The sequence below is a fragment of the Vibrio sp. ZOR0018 genome (assembly GCF_963865925.1).
GTDB lineage: Bacteria > Pseudomonadota > Gammaproteobacteria > Enterobacterales > Vibrionaceae > Vibrio > Vibrio anguillarum.
The window spans coordinates 17,294-34,524 of the sequence record NZ_CAWMCN010000096.1 but is presented as its reverse complement, the minus strand read 5'-3'; the positions used below and the strand labels follow the sequence as shown (position 1 = coordinate 34,524).

General features: G+C 43.9%; 13 protein-coding genes and 2 pseudogenes. 10 read left to right on the top strand and 5 right to left on the bottom strand.

The annotated features are described in order from the left end of the window. The first annotated feature begins 103 nt into the window (after positions 1-103). Together AACR75_RS05485 and AACR75_RS05480 are read left to right on the top strand one after the other, a co-directional pair. Positions 104-1,627, top strand: coding sequence for a sensor domain-containing diguanylate cyclase (locus AACR75_RS05485; protein ID WP_047689086.1), 1,524 nt, complete (start codon positions 104-106; stop codon positions 1,625-1,627). Between the two features lie 94 nt (positions 1,628-1,721). Further along, positions 1,722-2,252 carry a 3'-5' exonuclease gene (locus AACR75_RS05480; protein WP_047689084.1) on the top strand — a complete coding sequence of 177 codons (531 nt, stop codon included), beginning with the start codon at positions 1,722-1,724 and terminating at the stop codon, positions 2,250-2,252. Between the two features lie 6 nt (positions 2,253-2,258). Here the strand turns inward: AACR75_RS05480 and AACR75_RS05475 are convergent, their stop codons facing one another. Both AACR75_RS05475 and AACR75_RS05470 read right to left on the bottom strand, forming a co-directional pair. Further along, complete coding sequence (locus tag AACR75_RS05475; protein WP_026027231.1) at positions 2,259-2,702, bottom strand: tellurite resistance TerB family protein; 444 nt, start codon at positions 2,700-2,702, stop codon at positions 2,259-2,261. Positions 2,703-2,786: 84 nt separating this feature from the next. Continuing rightward, the gene (locus tag AACR75_RS05470; RefSeq protein ID WP_017050533.1) at positions 2,787-3,191 is read right to left on the bottom strand and encodes a hypothetical protein; all 405 of its coding nucleotides are present in this window, start codon (positions 3,189-3,191) and stop codon (positions 2,787-2,789) included. A 240-nt stretch (positions 3,192-3,431) separates the two neighbouring features. Here AACR75_RS05470 and hrpA point away from each other — a divergent pair, with 240 nt between their 5' ends. Next, complete coding sequence (gene hrpA, locus AACR75_RS05465) at positions 3,432-7,367, top strand: ATP-dependent RNA helicase HrpA (RefSeq protein WP_047689081.1); 3,936 nt, start codon at positions 3,432-3,434, stop codon at positions 7,365-7,367. A 103-nt stretch (positions 7,368-7,470) separates the two neighbouring features. Continuing rightward, positions 7,471-7,953, top strand: coding sequence for a porin family protein (locus AACR75_RS05460; protein WP_017044743.1), 483 nt, complete (start codon positions 7,471-7,473; stop codon positions 7,951-7,953). Positions 7,954-8,045: 92 nt separating this feature from the next. On the opposite strand, the gene AACR75_RS05455 is transcribed toward AACR75_RS05460, so the two are convergent. Further along, positions 8,046-8,957, bottom strand: coding sequence for a LysR family transcriptional regulator (locus tag AACR75_RS05455; protein WP_013856811.1), 912 nt, complete (start codon positions 8,955-8,957; stop codon positions 8,046-8,048). A gap of 98 nt (positions 8,958-9,055) precedes the next feature. On the opposite strand from AACR75_RS05455, the gene AACR75_RS05450 reads away from it, so the two are divergent. Then, complete coding sequence (locus tag AACR75_RS05450) at positions 9,056-10,459, top strand: MDR family MFS transporter (protein ID WP_047689078.1); 1,404 nt, start codon at positions 9,056-9,058, stop codon at positions 10,457-10,459. A gap of 215 nt (positions 10,460-10,674) precedes the next feature. Here the strand turns inward: AACR75_RS05450 and AACR75_RS05445 are convergent. Beyond that, positions 10,675-10,873: pseudogene (locus tag AACR75_RS05445) on the bottom strand (IS3-like element ISVpa4 family transposase); the annotation flags it as partial. A 101-nt stretch (positions 10,874-10,974) separates the two neighbouring features. Further along, positions 10,975-11,123, bottom strand: a pseudogene (locus AACR75_RS05440) (IS5/IS1182 family transposase); the annotation flags it as partial. Between the two features lie 594 nt (positions 11,124-11,717). On the opposite strand from AACR75_RS05440, the gene iolG reads away from it, so the two are divergent. The 5 genes from iolG (at position 11,718) to AACR75_RS05415 (ending at position 17,182) form a co-directional block, all read left to right on the top strand. Continuing rightward, entirely contained in the window at positions 11,718-12,704 is a 987-nt protein-coding gene (gene iolG / locus AACR75_RS05435) for an inositol 2-dehydrogenase (RefSeq protein WP_047689075.1), read from the top strand. Positions 12,705-12,802: 98 nt separating this feature from the next. Then, entirely contained in the window at positions 12,803-14,032 is a 1,230-nt protein-coding gene (locus tag AACR75_RS05430; RefSeq protein ID WP_231564186.1) for a solute:sodium symporter family transporter, read from the top strand. A 6-nt stretch (positions 14,033-14,038) separates the two neighbouring features. Further along, entirely contained in the window at positions 14,039-14,509 is a 471-nt protein-coding gene (locus AACR75_RS05425) for a hypothetical protein (protein ID WP_231564185.1), read from the top strand. Positions 14,510-14,612: 103 nt separating this feature from the next. Then, positions 14,613-16,472: a DUF294 nucleotidyltransferase-like domain-containing protein gene (locus AACR75_RS05420; RefSeq protein ID WP_047689073.1), complete on the top strand. Its 1,860-nt coding sequence runs from the start codon at positions 14,613-14,615 to the stop codon at positions 16,470-16,472. After that, positions 16,469-17,182 carry an exonuclease domain-containing protein gene (locus tag AACR75_RS05415; protein WP_047689071.1) on the top strand — a complete coding sequence of 238 codons (714 nt, stop codon included), beginning with the start codon at positions 16,469-16,471 and terminating at the stop codon, positions 17,180-17,182. The genes AACR75_RS05420 and AACR75_RS05415 overlap by 4 nt, the downstream gene beginning before the upstream one ends. Positions 17,183-17,231 lie beyond the last annotated feature (49 nt).

Genomic DNA, 17,231 nt, shown 5'->3' with positions numbered 1-17,231 from the left:
GGTGACTGGCTATTGATTTACCTACTTTTATAAGAGTAATTTGAGTCCTGAGTCCTGAGTCCTGAGTCCTGAGTCCTGAGTCCTGAGCCACGGAGAGGCTGTTATGTTCGAGAGCGACAAAAAGGTGATCTATCCTTTATGTATTTCAATTATTACCTTAATGATGACAGCGTCAGTCATCTCATTACTCTACATTAATCAAAAGAATCATATTGTCATGTTGTTTGATAGCCACGCTGAACATCAAGCAAGCATATTAGACACGTTGGTTGGAAATGATGTCAGTTTTATTGGTTCGGCTGCCAATTTTTTGCATGCTACCGAGGGGGGCAATGTGCAAGGATTTGACGTTTTTGCTCATGGTGTTATGTCAACATCCTACAGCCTTATCGGTTTGCAATGGTTAGCGAAAGTGACGAAAGATGATGCTGACGAATTTGTAACATTAATGAGGGATCGTTTGCCTCAATTTGAGTTATTTACAGTACCTAAAGCGGGTCAAAAGGTGATTGGATTTTCTGAAGATAATGAACAACCCGTTTATGTTCTGAGTGATATTTATCCTCAAACCAAAAGTAACCTTGAATTGCTCGGTTTCTATTCGCTACGCCCTCGCTTTCAAAGAATTGCTGCACATATTGAGAGTACGGGGCTACCTGCTATATCCGATAAGGTCCGCCTATTGCAAGATGGCATAGAAGCACACCACAAAAAGGATGGACTATTGGTATATCATCCCGTTTTCAACTACAACAAACAGGAAATGATTGGTGTGGTAGTGGGTGTTATTCGACTCTCTACTTATTTTGATGGATTGGTGAGCCGCACGGCATCCGATCATCGATTGTATATGAAAGTAACCGATCTCGGATTTGATGCCGAAGATGATCCGATTCTATTCCAAAGCCCAGATTGGGATTCAATCAAAGGCATAGAAATAGAGAAACGCTTATCTCTGCCTAACCGTGATTGGAAAATTGATTTTAAGTTCTCAGAACCAATAGCGAGCAACATACAGTGGATTTTAGTAGCGCTCAGCGTCGGTGGTTTAATTATTTCGATCTTGTTAGGTTATGTTGTCTATTTGTTGATGAGAGAAAAACTTCATCTTAGCGAGATGCTAGAAGAACGTACTGAAGAACTGCGCTTTTTAGCGGACCACGATAGTTTGACTGGGTTGTATAACCGACGTGCATTCGGACGTTTACTGCAAGAGAACGTCTTACAGAAAAAAGCTTTTTCGTTGGTAATGTTCGATGTCGATGATTTTAAACTGATTAATGACAACCATAGCCACATTGCAGGCGATGAGATGCTAATACATATCACAACGGTTATTTCACGTCATATGGGAAATAATGATGTTTTAGCTCGGTTAGGTGGGGACGAATTTTGCATTATTTGTGAATTGTCAGAACTTCAACCTTTGCAGTGTTATTTAGAAACGTTACGAGCGGCTGTTGAATCAACCGGATATGAGTTCATGGATGAGGTGCTGTATTGCACGCTCAGCATTGGGGCGGCGATCAATCATACTTATGATCAAGAGTCTTTATTACATTTGGCAGACAGCAAGTTATACGAAAGCAAAGAAAATGGTCGCAACCGAGTGTCAATCGCCCAATAACTGTCCGAACGAAAGGGCGAGAGTCGAGTTTTTGAGAGGAGTCGAGTAAGATAGCGTTCTTTGACCACTTATATCTAAAGGATACGCCTGAACAATGAACTATAACCGAGTTGTCTGCTTCGATTTAGAAATGTGCTGCTGGAATGAAAATGGGGTTGGGACAACGGGTGAAATCATTGAAGTGGGTTTAGCTGAAATTGATGTACAGTTGGGCACGATTGTGAAGCGTGCTCAATATTATGTCAGGCCAGAGCAAGACGAAATTTCGCTGTTTTGTAGTGAGTTAACCGGGATAACTCCGCGTAAGATTGAAAAACAGGGGCGACCACTTGCAGGTGTCGTTCAATCAATGGTCAAGAATTTTGGCGGCCCAAACAAGATTTATGTTTCGTGGGGGCGTGATGACCAAATTTTAGCTAAAGAGTGTGAGCAGAAGGGGATCGTTATGCCTTTTAGCGAGTTCATCAACCTAGCAACGCTCTACCGTATTCAGCAGAGAATGAAAGAAAAACGTATTGGTCACCGCGCCGCACAAGAAGCGCAAGGCATTGAGTGGGAAGGGCGACAGCACTCCGCTTATGTTGATGCCTACAACCTTGCGAAATTGGCGTTAACGATGTTGTAATCCGCTCTATTTTTGAGCGGAAAGTTTAGCACGGATAAATTCACTGTGGTCGACATACAATAATTCTGCCGCTTTGCGGATCACCGCCTCTTCGAGTGGGTCTATCTCACCGTCCGCGTGCGCCACTTGCCACATCGCCTTGATAAGTTCATATCGCGTATCTTGCGAGAGCTCGCGTAATTGTGAAGTGAAATCATACAATGAAGCTGACTGTTTGACGCTTTGTTCTGCCCGAATGAGCAGTTCCGTGGTTTCTGTATCATCTAACGCTAATAGTCGTTTAACTAATTGAAACTTAGCGTCATTTTCTCGTGTGTCAATTTGATGATCGGCTCCTGCCACTTCTCTGAGCAAACAAGCAATCGCTAGGTTGGGGTTAGTGTTGGAACGCTGGCCTAAATCTTCTCCGTCCAAGAGTTGCTTGAATAGCGATGTAATGGCATTAAACATAAAAAAACCTACTGAAAATTTCGAGTCATTATTGTTTAAATAGTGACGTATTGAGCAAAACACAAGTCAGAATAAAGTGAGATTCTAAATATCAAGAGATTCATCTTCATCGTTCTCGTGATAAAAATCATTCGGATCTTGAGGAACGCTAGGGTCTTCTAGTATTTCAATGACTTCTGAACTTGAGTATTCATGCCCCATCAGGAAAAGCGCTAACATGGCATCGGCTTTGGATTTATTGTCCGCTTTTTCTAGCAAAATTTCTTCAAAGCGTCGCCGTATCATGGCAATCTCATGTTCAACAAAACCGCGACCTTCTTCCTCTCCTTCACCTTCCTCGGGCGCATTATCAAACTCTAGAAACAGAAAATGGCCGTCCAATTGTGTGTCAATAAGACGTTCAGGCAACCAAGCCTCACCCATCACCAATTCTGGATCGGTGTTATCGGGTAGTGAATCGAGTATGTGTTTCAGTTCAGATGCTTTCACAGTTTTATCGTTTCAGTAATCATGTCGCTATTGTAGCGGCGATTTTCTTATAAACATAAGAAATCCTGATCCGATTGCCCAATTTTAAATCGCTTAATCATACGAACGATGGCAAAACATACCGGAATCGAGGAGGAAGCGAATAAATGCTCGCCGTTTGTGAAAGGATAACTGATTGCAGGCGCGTTGATTATGCTACAATCCGCTCAGTTTTATGTAATGAAATGAATAGGAAATGCTTTGACCTCGTCACAGCCCAATCAACACAAGTCAATGAACGCTAGCAGCAACAGTGCGGCATCTCTGCGCAATGCATTGAAAGAATGCATGATGCGTGATCGTTTTCGTCTGAGTAAACGCATCTCTGGTGCGAGCAAAATAAAAAATGAGCAAGCCAAACATGCCGTTTTTGATCAAATTGCGCTCGATATTGCTCAGTCAATGATGGTGGCGCAGCAGCGTCTCAACAGCCGCGTTACCATCGACTACCCTGATTTATTGCCCGTAAGCCAAAAACGCGATGATATCGCCAAAGCGATTGCTGAAAACCAAGTGGTAATTGTGGCGGGTGAAACAGGGTCAGGCAAAACGACTCAGTTACCCAAAATTTGCGCAGAACTTGGGCGCGGTAAATATGGCCTGATTGGCCATACGCAACCACGTCGCCTTGCTGCGCGTTCGGTGGCGAGCCGAATAGCGCAAGAGATGGAAACAGAACTGGGGGGCTTTGTTGGCTATAAAGTTCGTTTTAACGATCAAATTTCCGAGCAGACTCAGATCAAATTGATGACTGACGGGATATTGTTGGCCGAAATCCAGCATGATCGTTTTCTCAATCAGTACGACACCATCATTATCGATGAAGCACATGAGCGCAGCTTAAATATCGATTTTATCTTAGGTTATTTGAAAGAACTGCTGCCGCGTCGTCCGGATCTCAAAGTCATCATTACTTCGGCCACCATCGATCCTGAACGCTTCTCTAACCATTTTAGCGGTGCGCCTATCATTGAAGTGTCGGGTCGTACTTATCCGGTCGATACGCGTTATCGACCACTGCTTGGTGAAGAGGACGCAGACCGCGATCAACTTGAAGGTATTTTTGAAGCCGTCGATGAACTCTGTGCTGAAGGGCTTGGCGATATTCTGATCTTCATGAATGGTGAGCGAGAAATTCGTGATACGGCCGATGCGCTCAGTAAACGTAACTTACGTGATACTGAAATTGTGCCGCTTTATGCACGATTATCCGCCGGTGAGCAGAATAAAATCTTTCAGCCCCATATAGGGCGGCGCATTGTTTTAGCCACCAACGTGGCAGAAACATCCCTTACCGTTCCGGGGATCAAATATGTCATCGACCCTGGTACGGCGCGTATCAGCCGTTATAGCTACCGCACCAAAGTCCAACGTTTGCCGATTGAACCAATTTCTCAAGCGAGTGCAAATCAGCGTAAAGGACGTTGTGGCCGTGTTGAAGAAGGGATCTGCATACGCCTCTATTCCGAAGAGGATTTTCTTTCACGCCCAGAATTTACCGATCCGGAAATACTGCGTACCAACTTAGCCTCGGTTATTTTACAAATGACCGCACTTGGGCTGGGTGATATTGAAGCATTCCCGTTTGTGGAAGCGCCGGATAAACGCAACATTCAAGATGGTGTGCGTTTGCTTGAAGAGCTTGGTGCGATTGTTCCTGATACCAATAAACATAGTAACGACAGCAAAAAGCAGTTGACGGATATGGGGCGCAAATTAGCACGCTTGCCGATTGATCCCCGTTTGGCGCGTATGGTGCTCGAAGCGCCAAAGCTTGGCTGCGTAAAAGAGCTGATGGTGATTGCCGCTGCACTTTCGATTCAAGACCCACGTGAACGCCCATCAGATAAACAACAAGCCTCAGATGAGAAACATCGCCGATTTTTTGATGAAGAGTCCGATTTCCTGAGCCTAGTGAATTTGTGGAACCACATTCAAGCTGAGCAAAAAGCGTTAAGCAGCAGCCAATTTCGTAAGCAGTGCAAACAAGATTACCTCAATTATTTGCGGGTACGCGAATGGCAGGATGTCTACTTCCAAATTCACCAATCGATGCGTGAAATGGATTACAAATTGAACGACGAACCGGGCAATTACCAAAATATCCACAGTGCAATTTTGGTTGGTTTACTGTCGCACATCGGTATCAAAGACCAAGAGAAAAATGAATACCAAGGGGCTCGTAACGCCCGCTTTAATATCTTTCCCGCTTCTGGTCTGTTTAAAAAGCAGCCCAAGTGGGTGATGGTCGCCGAATTGGTGGAAACCTCTAAACTGTGGGGGCGTATTGCAGCTAAAATCCAGCCTGAATGGGTGGAACCGCTGGCACAGCATTTGATCAAGCGTAGCTACAGCGAACCGCATTGGTCAAAAAAACAAGCCGCCGTCATGGCCTATGAAAAAGTGATGTTATATGGCATTCCTATTGTGCCTAAACGTTTGATTAACTACAGCACCATTGACGAGCCACTATGTCGTGAGATTTTCATTCGCAGCGCATTAGTTGAAGGTGATTGGGAAACCAAACATGCGTTTTTCAAGCAAAACCGTCGCTTATTACTTGAAGTCGAGGAGCTTGAGCATAAATCTCGCCGCCGCGATATTTTGATTGATGATGAACAGCTTTTCGAGTTCTACGATCAGCGAGTCGCAACGGATGTGGTCTCTGGGCGTCATTTTGATGCGTGGTGGCGAAAAGTCAGCAAAGCCACCCCAGATCTACTCAACTTTGAAAAAGAGATGCTATTTAAAGGTGATGCTAGCCACATCACTGATTTAGATTATCCCAACTTTTGGCATCAAAACGGTATTAAGCTGAAGCTCAGCTATCAATTTGAACCTGGCGTGGATAGTGACGGTGTCACGGTGCATTTACCATTGCCGATCCTAAATCAAATTGAGCCGACAGGGTTTGATTGGCAGATCCCCGGGTTACGTCATGAATTGGTTGTCAGCCTCATCAAGTCTTTGCCTAAAACACTGCGCAAAAACTTTGTACCGGCACCTAACTATGCGGATGCGTTTTTAGCTCGTGTCACACCGATGGAATTGCCTTTATTGGATGCGATGGAAAAAGAGTTAAGACGCATGACGGGCGTCGAGGTGAAGCGTGAAGATTGGAAGTTAGAGCAAGTTCCGGATCATTTAAAAATCACTTTTCGCGCGGTGGATCATAAAAATCGCAAACTCAACGAGCATAAAGATTTATATCAGCTGAAAGAGAGTTTGAAAGAGAAAGTACAAGAAACACTCTCTCAAGTGGCAGACGATGATATTGAACAGCAAGGTCTGCATACGTGGAGCTTTGGTGAATTACCGAAAGTGTACCAACAAAAGCGCGGCGGTTTCGAGGTTAAAGCCTATCCAGCGTTAGTAGATAGTAAAGAGAGTGTTGAAATTAAGCTTTTTGAGACCGAGCAAGAACAACTCAATGCAATGAAAGCAGGGCAAAGGCGTCTGATTTTGCTGAACGTTCCTTCACCGATTAAATATCTGCACACCAATTTACCGAACAAATCAAAATTGGGGCTCTACTTTAACCCGTATGGCAAAGTACTGGACCTGATTGATGACTGTATTGCTTGTGGGATTGATAAGTTAATTGAGCAGCAAGGCGGTTTAGTGTGGGAGCCGGAGCAGTTTGAGGCACTGAAAGAGTTTGTGCGCGCTGAATTGGGCGATACTGTGGTCGATATCGCCCAACAAGTGGAGACGATCCTTACCAAGGCATTCATCATTAATAAAAAGCTGAAAGGGAAAATCGATTTTACGATGGCTTTTGCGTTATCGGATATCAAAGCGCAGATCGAAGGTTTGATCTTTAAAGGCTTTGCCACCGAATGCGGCTGGAAGCGTTTGCCGGATATTCTGCGTTACATGCGCGCGATTGAACGTCGGATGGAGAAGTTACCCATTGACCCAAATAAGGATCGTTTGCACATGTTGAAAATTGAAGCGGTAACTAATGATTACAAAGCGCTACTAAACAAGATACCTCGTGGTGCAGAAGTACCTGAAAATGTTAAAGAGATCCGTTGGATGATTGAAGAGCTTCGCGTGAGTTTATTTGCTCAGCAACTTGGCACTCCTTATCCAGTTTCAGATAAACGTATAAAAAATGCGATTGATGCTTGTTAGGTATAAGATTTGCATCTAACCAACAGTTCACTATAATTTGACGCTATGTGGCAATCGGTCGCCGTTTTGAGGCCACTGCCAAATTAAATAAAGAAGGTTCATCATGAAAAAGACTTTAATCGCACTGGCGCTGATCAGTACATCTTCAATGGCGTTTGCTGACTCTTGGATTTATGGCGGCGCATCGGTAGGCCAATCGGATTTGAATGGTAAAAGCGGTACTTCGTACAACATTCATGCCGGTACTGGTATTCTTCCTCTGATTGGCCTCGAAGCGGGTTACACCGACCATGGCAAATTTGAAGTCACTGCCACGAATGAAATCGCGGCCTCTTCTGTTTATTTTGCGGTAAAACCAAGCATTGATTTTGGCCCTCTGCATGTGTATGCCAAGGGTGGTTTGCACTCTTGGGATAAAAAATTAAACAGCAATAAAATAGATGATGGTTTTGACATCATGTACGGTGTAGGCGCTGAATACTTCCTGATGGGGCCAATTTCAGTTGGTGCAAGTTACATGAATTACACTTTAGGCGATGACGATATTGGTACGGTTTCATTCAACGCGACCTTCCACTTTCTTTAATCTAGTCACTCAATCGCTTTCAACCACTTCTTGCTCGTTAGTAGCAAGAAGTGGTTTTTTATTTGAGCAGTATGGTGTGGTGTTGTACATTCTCAAGTACGCCAGTAACTGAAAGCAAAGCGCGACCAGTGATTGATGATGTAGTCAATAAATGCCTGAGTTCGCTCAGGAAGAAAACGTCTCTGAGGGTGCAGCAAATAAACATCCGCTCCTTCAATCTGCCAATTAGGCAATAATGGCACTAATCGTTTCTCCTCTAACTCCTTATCAATTAATCCTTTAGGTAACCTTGCAATACCCATATTCATGAATGTGGCTTGTAAAATCGTATCAATTTCCTCAGAGCTAATACGTGCCTGAGGGATAAATTGAAAACGTTCTTTGCTTTGCTGATGTTCAAATATCCACGCTTGTTTGGTATTTAAAGTGAGTAGTGGCAGAGAAAGTAATTGCTCTGGATGTTTTAGCAGCAAAGAGGCCGAGTAGTCAGGGCTTGTGCACAACACGGAAGGGTTATTAGCTAGTTTGCGCGCAACCCAATCGGATTGCGGTTGTGGACCAAAACGTAGCGCTATATCAAGGTCGTGCTGGGTATGATAATCCAGCCCTGCACCGACTTGAATACGAATGTTGACTTTAGGATGTTGCTGACAAAATTCCAGTGCTAATGGACTTAGCTGATGCCGAATGGGTAGGATTGGCGCGTTAATGACGATCTCGCCTCTAAACTCTTGTTTGGCTTTTAAAGCTTGTGCTTGTTTATCTTCTATTTGGCTAAATAGGTTGGCATAGGTTTCAAACAAATGCTCGCCTTCTTTCGTTAGTACCACTTCTTTACTGTTTCTGATCAGTAGAATGCTGCCAATATCTTGCTCCAACTGCTGAATTCTGCGGCTCAACGTGCTGGTGGACAAGGCTTTTTGTTTTGCTGCCAGCGTAAAATTGCCACATTTCACTACCGTTAAAAAGAGTGATAAATCATCAAGTTTCATCATTAATCCCATTTATGCAATAAGCCATCCCATTCTATCCTATTTTAGGATGTGCACTATTACGTTATCGTGTCGGTCGCGCATTCTAATCAAATTCATATGAGGGGCACATGCCTACCGATTCAACTTATTCGGCTAATCCGAAAATTATTTTTGCCAGCGTTGCTTTAGTCATCGCTTTAGGCTCGCTTGAAAAAAGCATCGTTACCACTCCATTGGCTCTTATTGGGCAAGATCTCTCGGCAGGACAAGCATTAACATGGGTGATTACTGCTTATCTATTAGCATCGACCGCTGTATTGCCCGTCTACGGTAAACTGAGCGACTTGTTCGGACGAGTTCGGATGCTAAATGTCAGTATCGTGATCTTTATGTTGGGTTCCGCGCTGTGTACCTTTGCTTTTGATCTACCCAGTTTAATTGGTGCTCGTGTGATTCAAGGGATTGGCGGTGGAGGCTTAATAGCTCTGGCATTTACCGTTATCGCCGATTCAATTCCTGCGCGCGAAGTGGGCAAGTACCAAGGTTATATTTCAGCGGTTTATGCGGTGTCCAGTATTGCAGGGCCACTACTTGGCGGCTATTTTGCTGACTACCTCAGTTGGCGGTGGGTATTCGGTATTAATTTACCGCTAGGGTTGGTGGCACTTTACATGGTTAACCGCTATTTGAAGCATCTCAATAAACGCAGAGATAGTCGCTTTGATTGGGTGGGAGCAGCGTTACTCATGAGTGCGACGACTTTGCTGCTGTTATTACTTTCTTCACATTCATTTATCCCTACTGGCTGGGGCGCGTTTGCATTACTGGCGTGTTTAGTTGCTTTGGTGGTTGTTGAACGCAGAGTGAGTGATCCTATTTTACCGGCGCGTTTAGCACGTCTTCCGAATTATCTGACCGCGATTGTTCTTATTATGGGATCGCAAATGCTGATGTTTGCGCTTTTGGTCTATTTACCACTGCAGTTTCAATGGCAAAAAGGACTCACTCCGTCAGAAAGCGGTGCCATTATGGTGATCTTCATGGTCTGTATTACCTCTGGCGCTTATGTGGGTGGGAAGCTCATCGCGAAGTTTGGTCGTTATAAGATGTTAGTGATCGTCGGTTTTGCTTTAGCTATGGCTGCATTGTGGCAAGTTCATTACGATATGTGGGTGAAATTTGCATTGGGTTTTGCGGGTATAGGTATTGGTTTAACCTTACCGGCCTTAGGCGTTGTTGTACAAAGTGTCTTACCCGCACGTGATCGCGGCATTGGCATGTCACTGTTTAATTTTGGACGAGAACTCGGCGGTGCACTCGGTGTTGCGTTCTGTTCCGCGCTCTTTTATCTGAGAGTGCCGAGCGAAGTCATGGTTGCGGAACACGGTGCCGAGCAGGCCGGCGTTTCCACTCAAGTATTATCACAAGGTTTTAGCTTGGTTTATATTGGCATGAGCGTACTAGCATTACTGGCGATGTTACTGACAGTATGGCGCTTGCGTAAAGATGCATTGATGAAAAATTCATCATGAATTATCCGTTTCGTTAGCAACATTACTCTTAATTGCGCTGGTTATCACTGGATGGTTCGTAGAATTAGGAAAAATTCATGAAGGTAGGGTAAACAGATCTACAAAGAAATGGACCCCAATGGTGAACACATAAGCTAATTCTTTAAGGGGGGGGATCTGGCTCATGCGGTATATCTCTCTCCATCGAAGTAGACTTCATCTGGGGTAAGTTAATTCAGTCTTAGCCATAATCGCTCAATGAAAACATTATCGATCCAACAGTCTTTCCCATCCATAATGATCTGCACGCCATGGTCGATTAACTTCTGTGTGAACTCAATGCTGGTAAACTGGTTGCTTTGATATGAAGTTGAAGATATCTGGCGGTCCATAGTGTTTAAGCGCTTCTTCAAGAGCTTCGATATAAAAGCGAGTAATATTGAGAAGCTCGCACTGGTGCTTTATAGGTATTTGGTTGGATTTATCCAACCAAATCTACGCTTGCAGTTCGTAGCATGCTTTTTCACCGTAAATTTTGATCTCAGTGGTATTGAGAAGATGCGATTCATCATCAGTGCCGTCGCAATCGCCAATCCACTGAAGCGACGTGAGCTCTCACGCTGCCTTGTTTTCATTCTCGTATAACCTCTCCATCAATCCAGAAAGTGAGATAGCCACTATTGATTAAGGCTTTATTATACTGTTTTCAGTTGGTTGTTTTATAACGTGGTTTAGGCATAAAGCTACGGTGTAAAGTGAATGTGCCTGATCAGATCGTAGCTTCTTGATTTAATTCCATAGATTTACGCAACAAAGCCTCATTAAACTAAAGCCACAAAGAGAACATTCTTCTCATATTGTGACTTTTTGCGTTTTTGATGTAAGCCATTGGAACGATCGTTTATTTTAATCAAAATAAAATATTTATTTCATTTAGATAACCAGTTATCTGGTGTGGTAATGAAAAGCCTTTGTATATCAATGATGTTTTATTTTGTTGAACAGTATCGTTCAACTCACTCATATTAGACTTGATGAATAAAGTCAGTATGACCATTTTGAGCAAAAATATTGCGATACTCTCAATTCTCAAAAACAAAATAAAAGTTTCACTTTGGGTTATTGTGGAATCATTGTTTCGTTGTTATGGTGTCTTTGTCATTACAAGAACTCATTGTTTCCATTCCGCTCATTAATGAAATGAGAACATCAATACTCGTTATGCGGTAGAGCTTCAATGAAAAGATCATAAAAACATCCTGTATAAGGAGAGTACCCTATGTATAACATTGCTTTGTTTGGCGCTGGCCGGATTGGACAAGTTCATGCCGTCAATATCGATGAACATAAAGAAACCAACCTCTACGCTGTCATTGACCCTTATGGTGATGGTGCCGCAAGACTGGCCGACAAGTATGGCGCAAACATTCAGACGACTGAACAAGCGTTAGCTGATCCGAATATTCACGGGGTGCTGATTGCCTCTGCGACGGATACCCATGCTGAACTGATTGAACTGGCAGCACGAGCAGGGAAAGCTATCTTCTGTGAGAAACCCGTTCATTTGGATATTGAACGAGTACGTGAATGTTTAGCGATTGTCAAAGAGCATCAGGTTCCTCTCTTTGTCGGGTTTAACCGCCGTTATGATCCACAGTTTCGAAAAGTCCGTGAACAACTGAGTGCGGGTGTCATTGGTAAAGCGGAATCTCTGCTGATCACTTCCCGCGATCCTTCACCACCTCCTGCTCAATATGTCACAGTTTCTGGTGGCATGTTCCGAGATATGACGATTCACGACTTTGATATGGCTCGTTTTATCATGGGAGAAGATCCTGTCTCTATTTATGCACAAGGCAGTAATCTTGTCGATCCTGAAATTGGTCAAGCGGGGGATATTGATACCGCCTTCATCGTGATGAAATTCCCATCTGGGGCGATGGCGACTATTACCAATAGCCGTCGCTCTGGCTACGGTTACGATCAACGTATCGAACTCCATGGTGAAAAAGGTTTACTGCGCGCTAATAATATTCATGAAGATGCGGTGGAAGTTTGGGGAGAGCAAGGCTGTGTGGCTGCAAAACCTGAACATTTCTTCTTACAGCGTTATGAAAAAGCGTATCGTGCAGAGTGGGAACACTTTGTAAATGTATTATCTGGCCGAGCGGAGCCAGAATGTAGTGGTTATGACGGTGAACAAGCATTATTGCTGGCAGATAAAGCGTTGGAATCTCTACATTCAGGACGTGAAATTACCCTGTAAATCGTCGTTAACCCATTCTGAATGACTGGGTGGGTTAACTTATCGCTCTGCATGGATGAAAAAGAGTGCTGGGCGTAATAAAAGCTATTGGAGGAACCATGATCACTTTTATTTCATTTATCGGTTTTACGCTGTTCGTTGCGGGTTTTGCTTACTATAAAACGCACAATGCACACCTCACTGATTCAACCGAAGGGTATTTCCTTGGTGGGCGATCGTTAACTGGGGTTTATATTGGTGGCTCAATGCTGCTAATGAACCTCTCCACGGAACACCTCGTTGGGCTAAATGGCTTATCATTTCGCACTGGCTTTATCGTTATGGCATGGGAAGTGATGGCAGCCATGACCATTGTTCTTTTTGCCATTTTCTTTTTACCTCGTTACTTAAAACTGGGTATTTCTACCATCCCAGAATACCTAGAAAAGCGCTTTGATAAGCAAACGCTGACCATCACGTCGATTCTATTTTTAGCTATGTATGTAATTTCATTATTACCTATTGTGCTTTATACCGGCGCGATTGCTTTGGAAAGCCTATTCCAAGTCTCTAATGTCTTTAATGTTGATAAAGATACCGCCTTATGGCTTATGGTTTGGGGAGTGGGTGGTATTGGAGCTATTTATGCTGTGTTTGGTGGAATTAAGGCCATTGCGGTGGCCGATACCATTAATGGCGTAGGGTTAATTACGGGCGGTTTGATGGTCACGCTGTTCGCTCTGGCTTATGTCGGAGATGGTGATATCTGGGGAGGATTAGTGGAAGTGTATCAAGCCCACCCTGAAAAGTTTAACTCTATTGGCTCTGAAGATTCCATGGTGCCATTTTCTACCTTATTTACTGGGTTGATTGTCTCTAATATGTTCTTTTGGTGTACCAACCAGTCGATTGTACAAAAAGCGTTGGGGGCGAAAAACTTAGCAGAAGGGCAAAAAGGGGTACTGCTTTGTGCTTTCTTTAAACTGATGATCCCAAGCATTATCATTTTACCCGGTATTATTGCGTTCCATGTGTTTAATGGACAGATAGCAAACCCAGATCATGCTTATCCGAATTTGGTGCAACTTGTCTTACCAGAAATGTTGGTCGGTTTCTTTGCTGCGGTAGTCGTTGGAGCCGTGTTCTCTACTTTTAGTGGCGGATTAAACTCTTCGGTAACCCTATTTACCGTCAATATTTTCCAAAAATCGCTTAAACCTGATGCAACGGAAGCACAAACTGTATCTGTTGGAAAATGGTTAGGGCTAAGCTTAGCGTTAATCTCTATGATTGTGGCTCCTTTAGTTGCCAACGCGCCAGATGGCCTATTCTATCTTATTCAGCAGTAACAAGGTTTGTTTAACTCGCCGATTTTGAGTGTAGTACTGGTTGGGTTACTGACTAAACATGTGCCAGCCATTGCGGCTAAACTTGGACTACTTTTTGGTGTATCAGCCTATATTCTATTTAACTTTGTGTTCCAAGTCGACATCCACTTTTTCCACCTTGTTGGGCTATTGTTTGTTGCCAACGTTGCCTTTATGTTGACGGTGGGTTACTTCTATCCCCAGGAAGATCATGAAGATGTTTATACCGAACAAGTGGATATTACTCCTTGGTCTATGACGCCTGCGGTGGCAGTGCTGATCACTCTTTCTTCTGTGTCTATGTATGTGTTCCTTGCGCACAATGTGCCAACTTGGGTCATGTCTGGATACTATTTATTGGCGGTAGGGGCACTGGGGTATGTCTTCTGGGTTATTTTCCGTGAGTTAATACGCAGTCCACGAGCTAAAATACTCAAAGCTCAGAAAGACGCTCAATAGTGACAAGTTTTTACCTTGGCGCTTACTAGAGTTAAATACGTATACCGCTCAATCTTTTCGCAAAAGGATTGAGCGATTTTCGTTGATAGAAATAGGCTCTGCGATGGAACGTTCACTTTTACCCAATATTGTTAGTTATCTCTCTTCGATTGATCCCTTTGTGCGATTAGGAGAACAAGAGCAAAATGCCTTAGCGGCAGCAGTGGATATTCTCTATTTAAAACAAGACAAACCGCTTGCTGGAGAGCATATTGTCGGGCAGGGCTTGTACCTTGTGCGAACAGGCGCGGTAGAGCAATACCATGCGGATGGAACCTTGCGGGCTCGGCTTGCAGATGGTGATCTGTTCGGTTTTAGCCAGCTGTATCGTACGGGTGAGTGTGATTACCAGCTAGTGGCGTTAGAAAACACGTTACTGTATCGCATTCCTAAAACGGTTCTGTTACAGCTCATGCAAGATAACCCCGCGGTTAGAAATCACTTCTCTTCCAAAGAATCGGTGCGTTTGGCTCATTCCAGAGTGAAATGGGCCGGTGAGGAAATGCTCTATTTAAAACGTGTCAAAGAGGTGATGAATCGTAGTGTGGCAAAAATCCATTCCGATACTCTGGTACAAGAAGCGGCACAAATTATGGTCAATAGTCACCGTTCCAGTGCGTTAGTGATGGATAATGATCAATTAGTCGGTGTGGTCACTGACCGAGATATGACCAAAAGAGTCATTGCGGCAGGGTTAATGTTAAATACGCCCATCAGTCAAATTATGACTCAACATCCTCAAACCATTCAGTCTGATGCCTTGTTGCTTGAAGCGATGGAAATGATGATGTTACACAATGTACGAAGCTTGCCAGTGTTGGAGGGGGAGCAGGTTGTTGGGGTATTAACCGCCACCAGCTTGACAGAAAAAAGCCATGTTCATGCAGTGTTTCTGATCAGTCGAATTTACCGGCAGGAGTCTTTGATTGAGCTAGTGAGTCTGATTCCTCAACGACAAGCAGTATTTGATGCATTACTCTCTGCCAGTGTTGCCCCCACCATTATCCAGCAGATGATGACCTTGATCGCCGATGCCTTTAATAAACGGCTACTGCAACTGGCTGAGCGCGAATTTGGCCCACCTCCGATGGAATATGCTTGGTTTGCCGCCGGATCTCAGGCTCGCCAAGAGATGCATTTAAATTCCGATCAAGATAGTGGCATCATATTGGCTAGAGAAGCGAATCAGAATGAGCGAGCCTACTTTCAAAAATTAGCACAGTTTGTTTGCCATGGGCTTGATGCCTGTGGTTATCCATTTTGCCCAGGAGAGATGATGGCGAATCAGGCTCGCTGGTGTGTCTCTTTAGATCAATGGCAAAAAAACTTCAGGCAATGGGTGGTATTGCCTGAACCTCAGTCATTGCTCGATATCAGCGTATTTCTGGACATGCGTTTTTTATACGGAGCAAAACCTTTGGTTGAGGTACTTAACCAAACCTTGCTGACTTGTGTCCGAGGAAACCAGCGCTTTCTTTCTATTATGGTGGCAAACTCTTTGCGCGTTAGTCCGCCACTAGGCCTGTTTCGTCAGTTTGTGTTAACCAAAGATGGGGATAATCGCCAAGTGCTCAATATTAAACAGCAAGCGGTGAATTTACTTGTTGAGTTAGCGCGAATTTATGCCTTAAATGCAGGGTGTTTTGTACCGGAAACGCACAAAAGATTAGCGTGTGCGGCAAAACTTGGTGTGATCAGCCATGGCAGCAAGCAAGAGCTACAAGAAGCTTTAAACTTTATCAATCAAGTCCGCTTTCACCATCAAGGTGAACAAGTACAACACGGGCAACCCTTGAATAATCAAATCGCTCCGGGTGAGTTGACGGCATTTGAACGCAATCATCTTAAAGATGCATTTAGGATTATTGCTCGCTATCAAGAAGCGGCGAAACAACGATATCATGCTGGAGGGCGTTTACGATGATAAAGCATTGGTTTCGTCGTCAACACCCGCTTAGCAGTAGCGATAAGTTACGTTGTATCGCTTTAGCTCAATCACGAATTCCGTCTCATTGCCTGCCACTTTTTAAGAAATCGTACCCTGATCCCAACACCCCATTATCGCAGCTAAAGTGTGTGGTGTTAGATTTTGAGACCTCGGGACTTAATCCAAGCCAAGATGAAATTTTATCGGTAGGGATGATCAATATTCATTACCCTGTGATGTCTCTTGCCACGGCTCAGCATTATTATGTTCGGTCAGAGCAAAGCATTGAGGCAGAAACAGCGGTCGTTAATCATATTATACCGGAAACGTTGCTCGGAGGCATATCACGTCATGAACTGATTGAATGTTTGGTGGGAAGTTTAAGCGGGAAAGTGGTGATTGCTCATGGCGCTGAAATTGAGAAGCAGTTTTTACGTCAGTTGCTACAACTGGAAGATTCGCTCCCTTTACCTCTGATATTTTTAGATACCATGCGATTAGAACGCTCGCTTAATAAGTATCGAGGGATAATGTATCCTGATTTACGATTGGCTCATATTCGAGAACAGAAAGGGTTGCCTCCTTATCTCGCGCATAATGCTTTTGCCGATGTCGTGGCCACGGGTGAGCTATTTCTGGCGCTGGTCGAGGAAATTTGTGAAGATCAAACACCGTGTTTGGGACCTTTGGTATTGCGATCATTATGATGAATGCGTTGCTGTCAGCTCTCTTGTGCAATGAACGTTACAACATCGT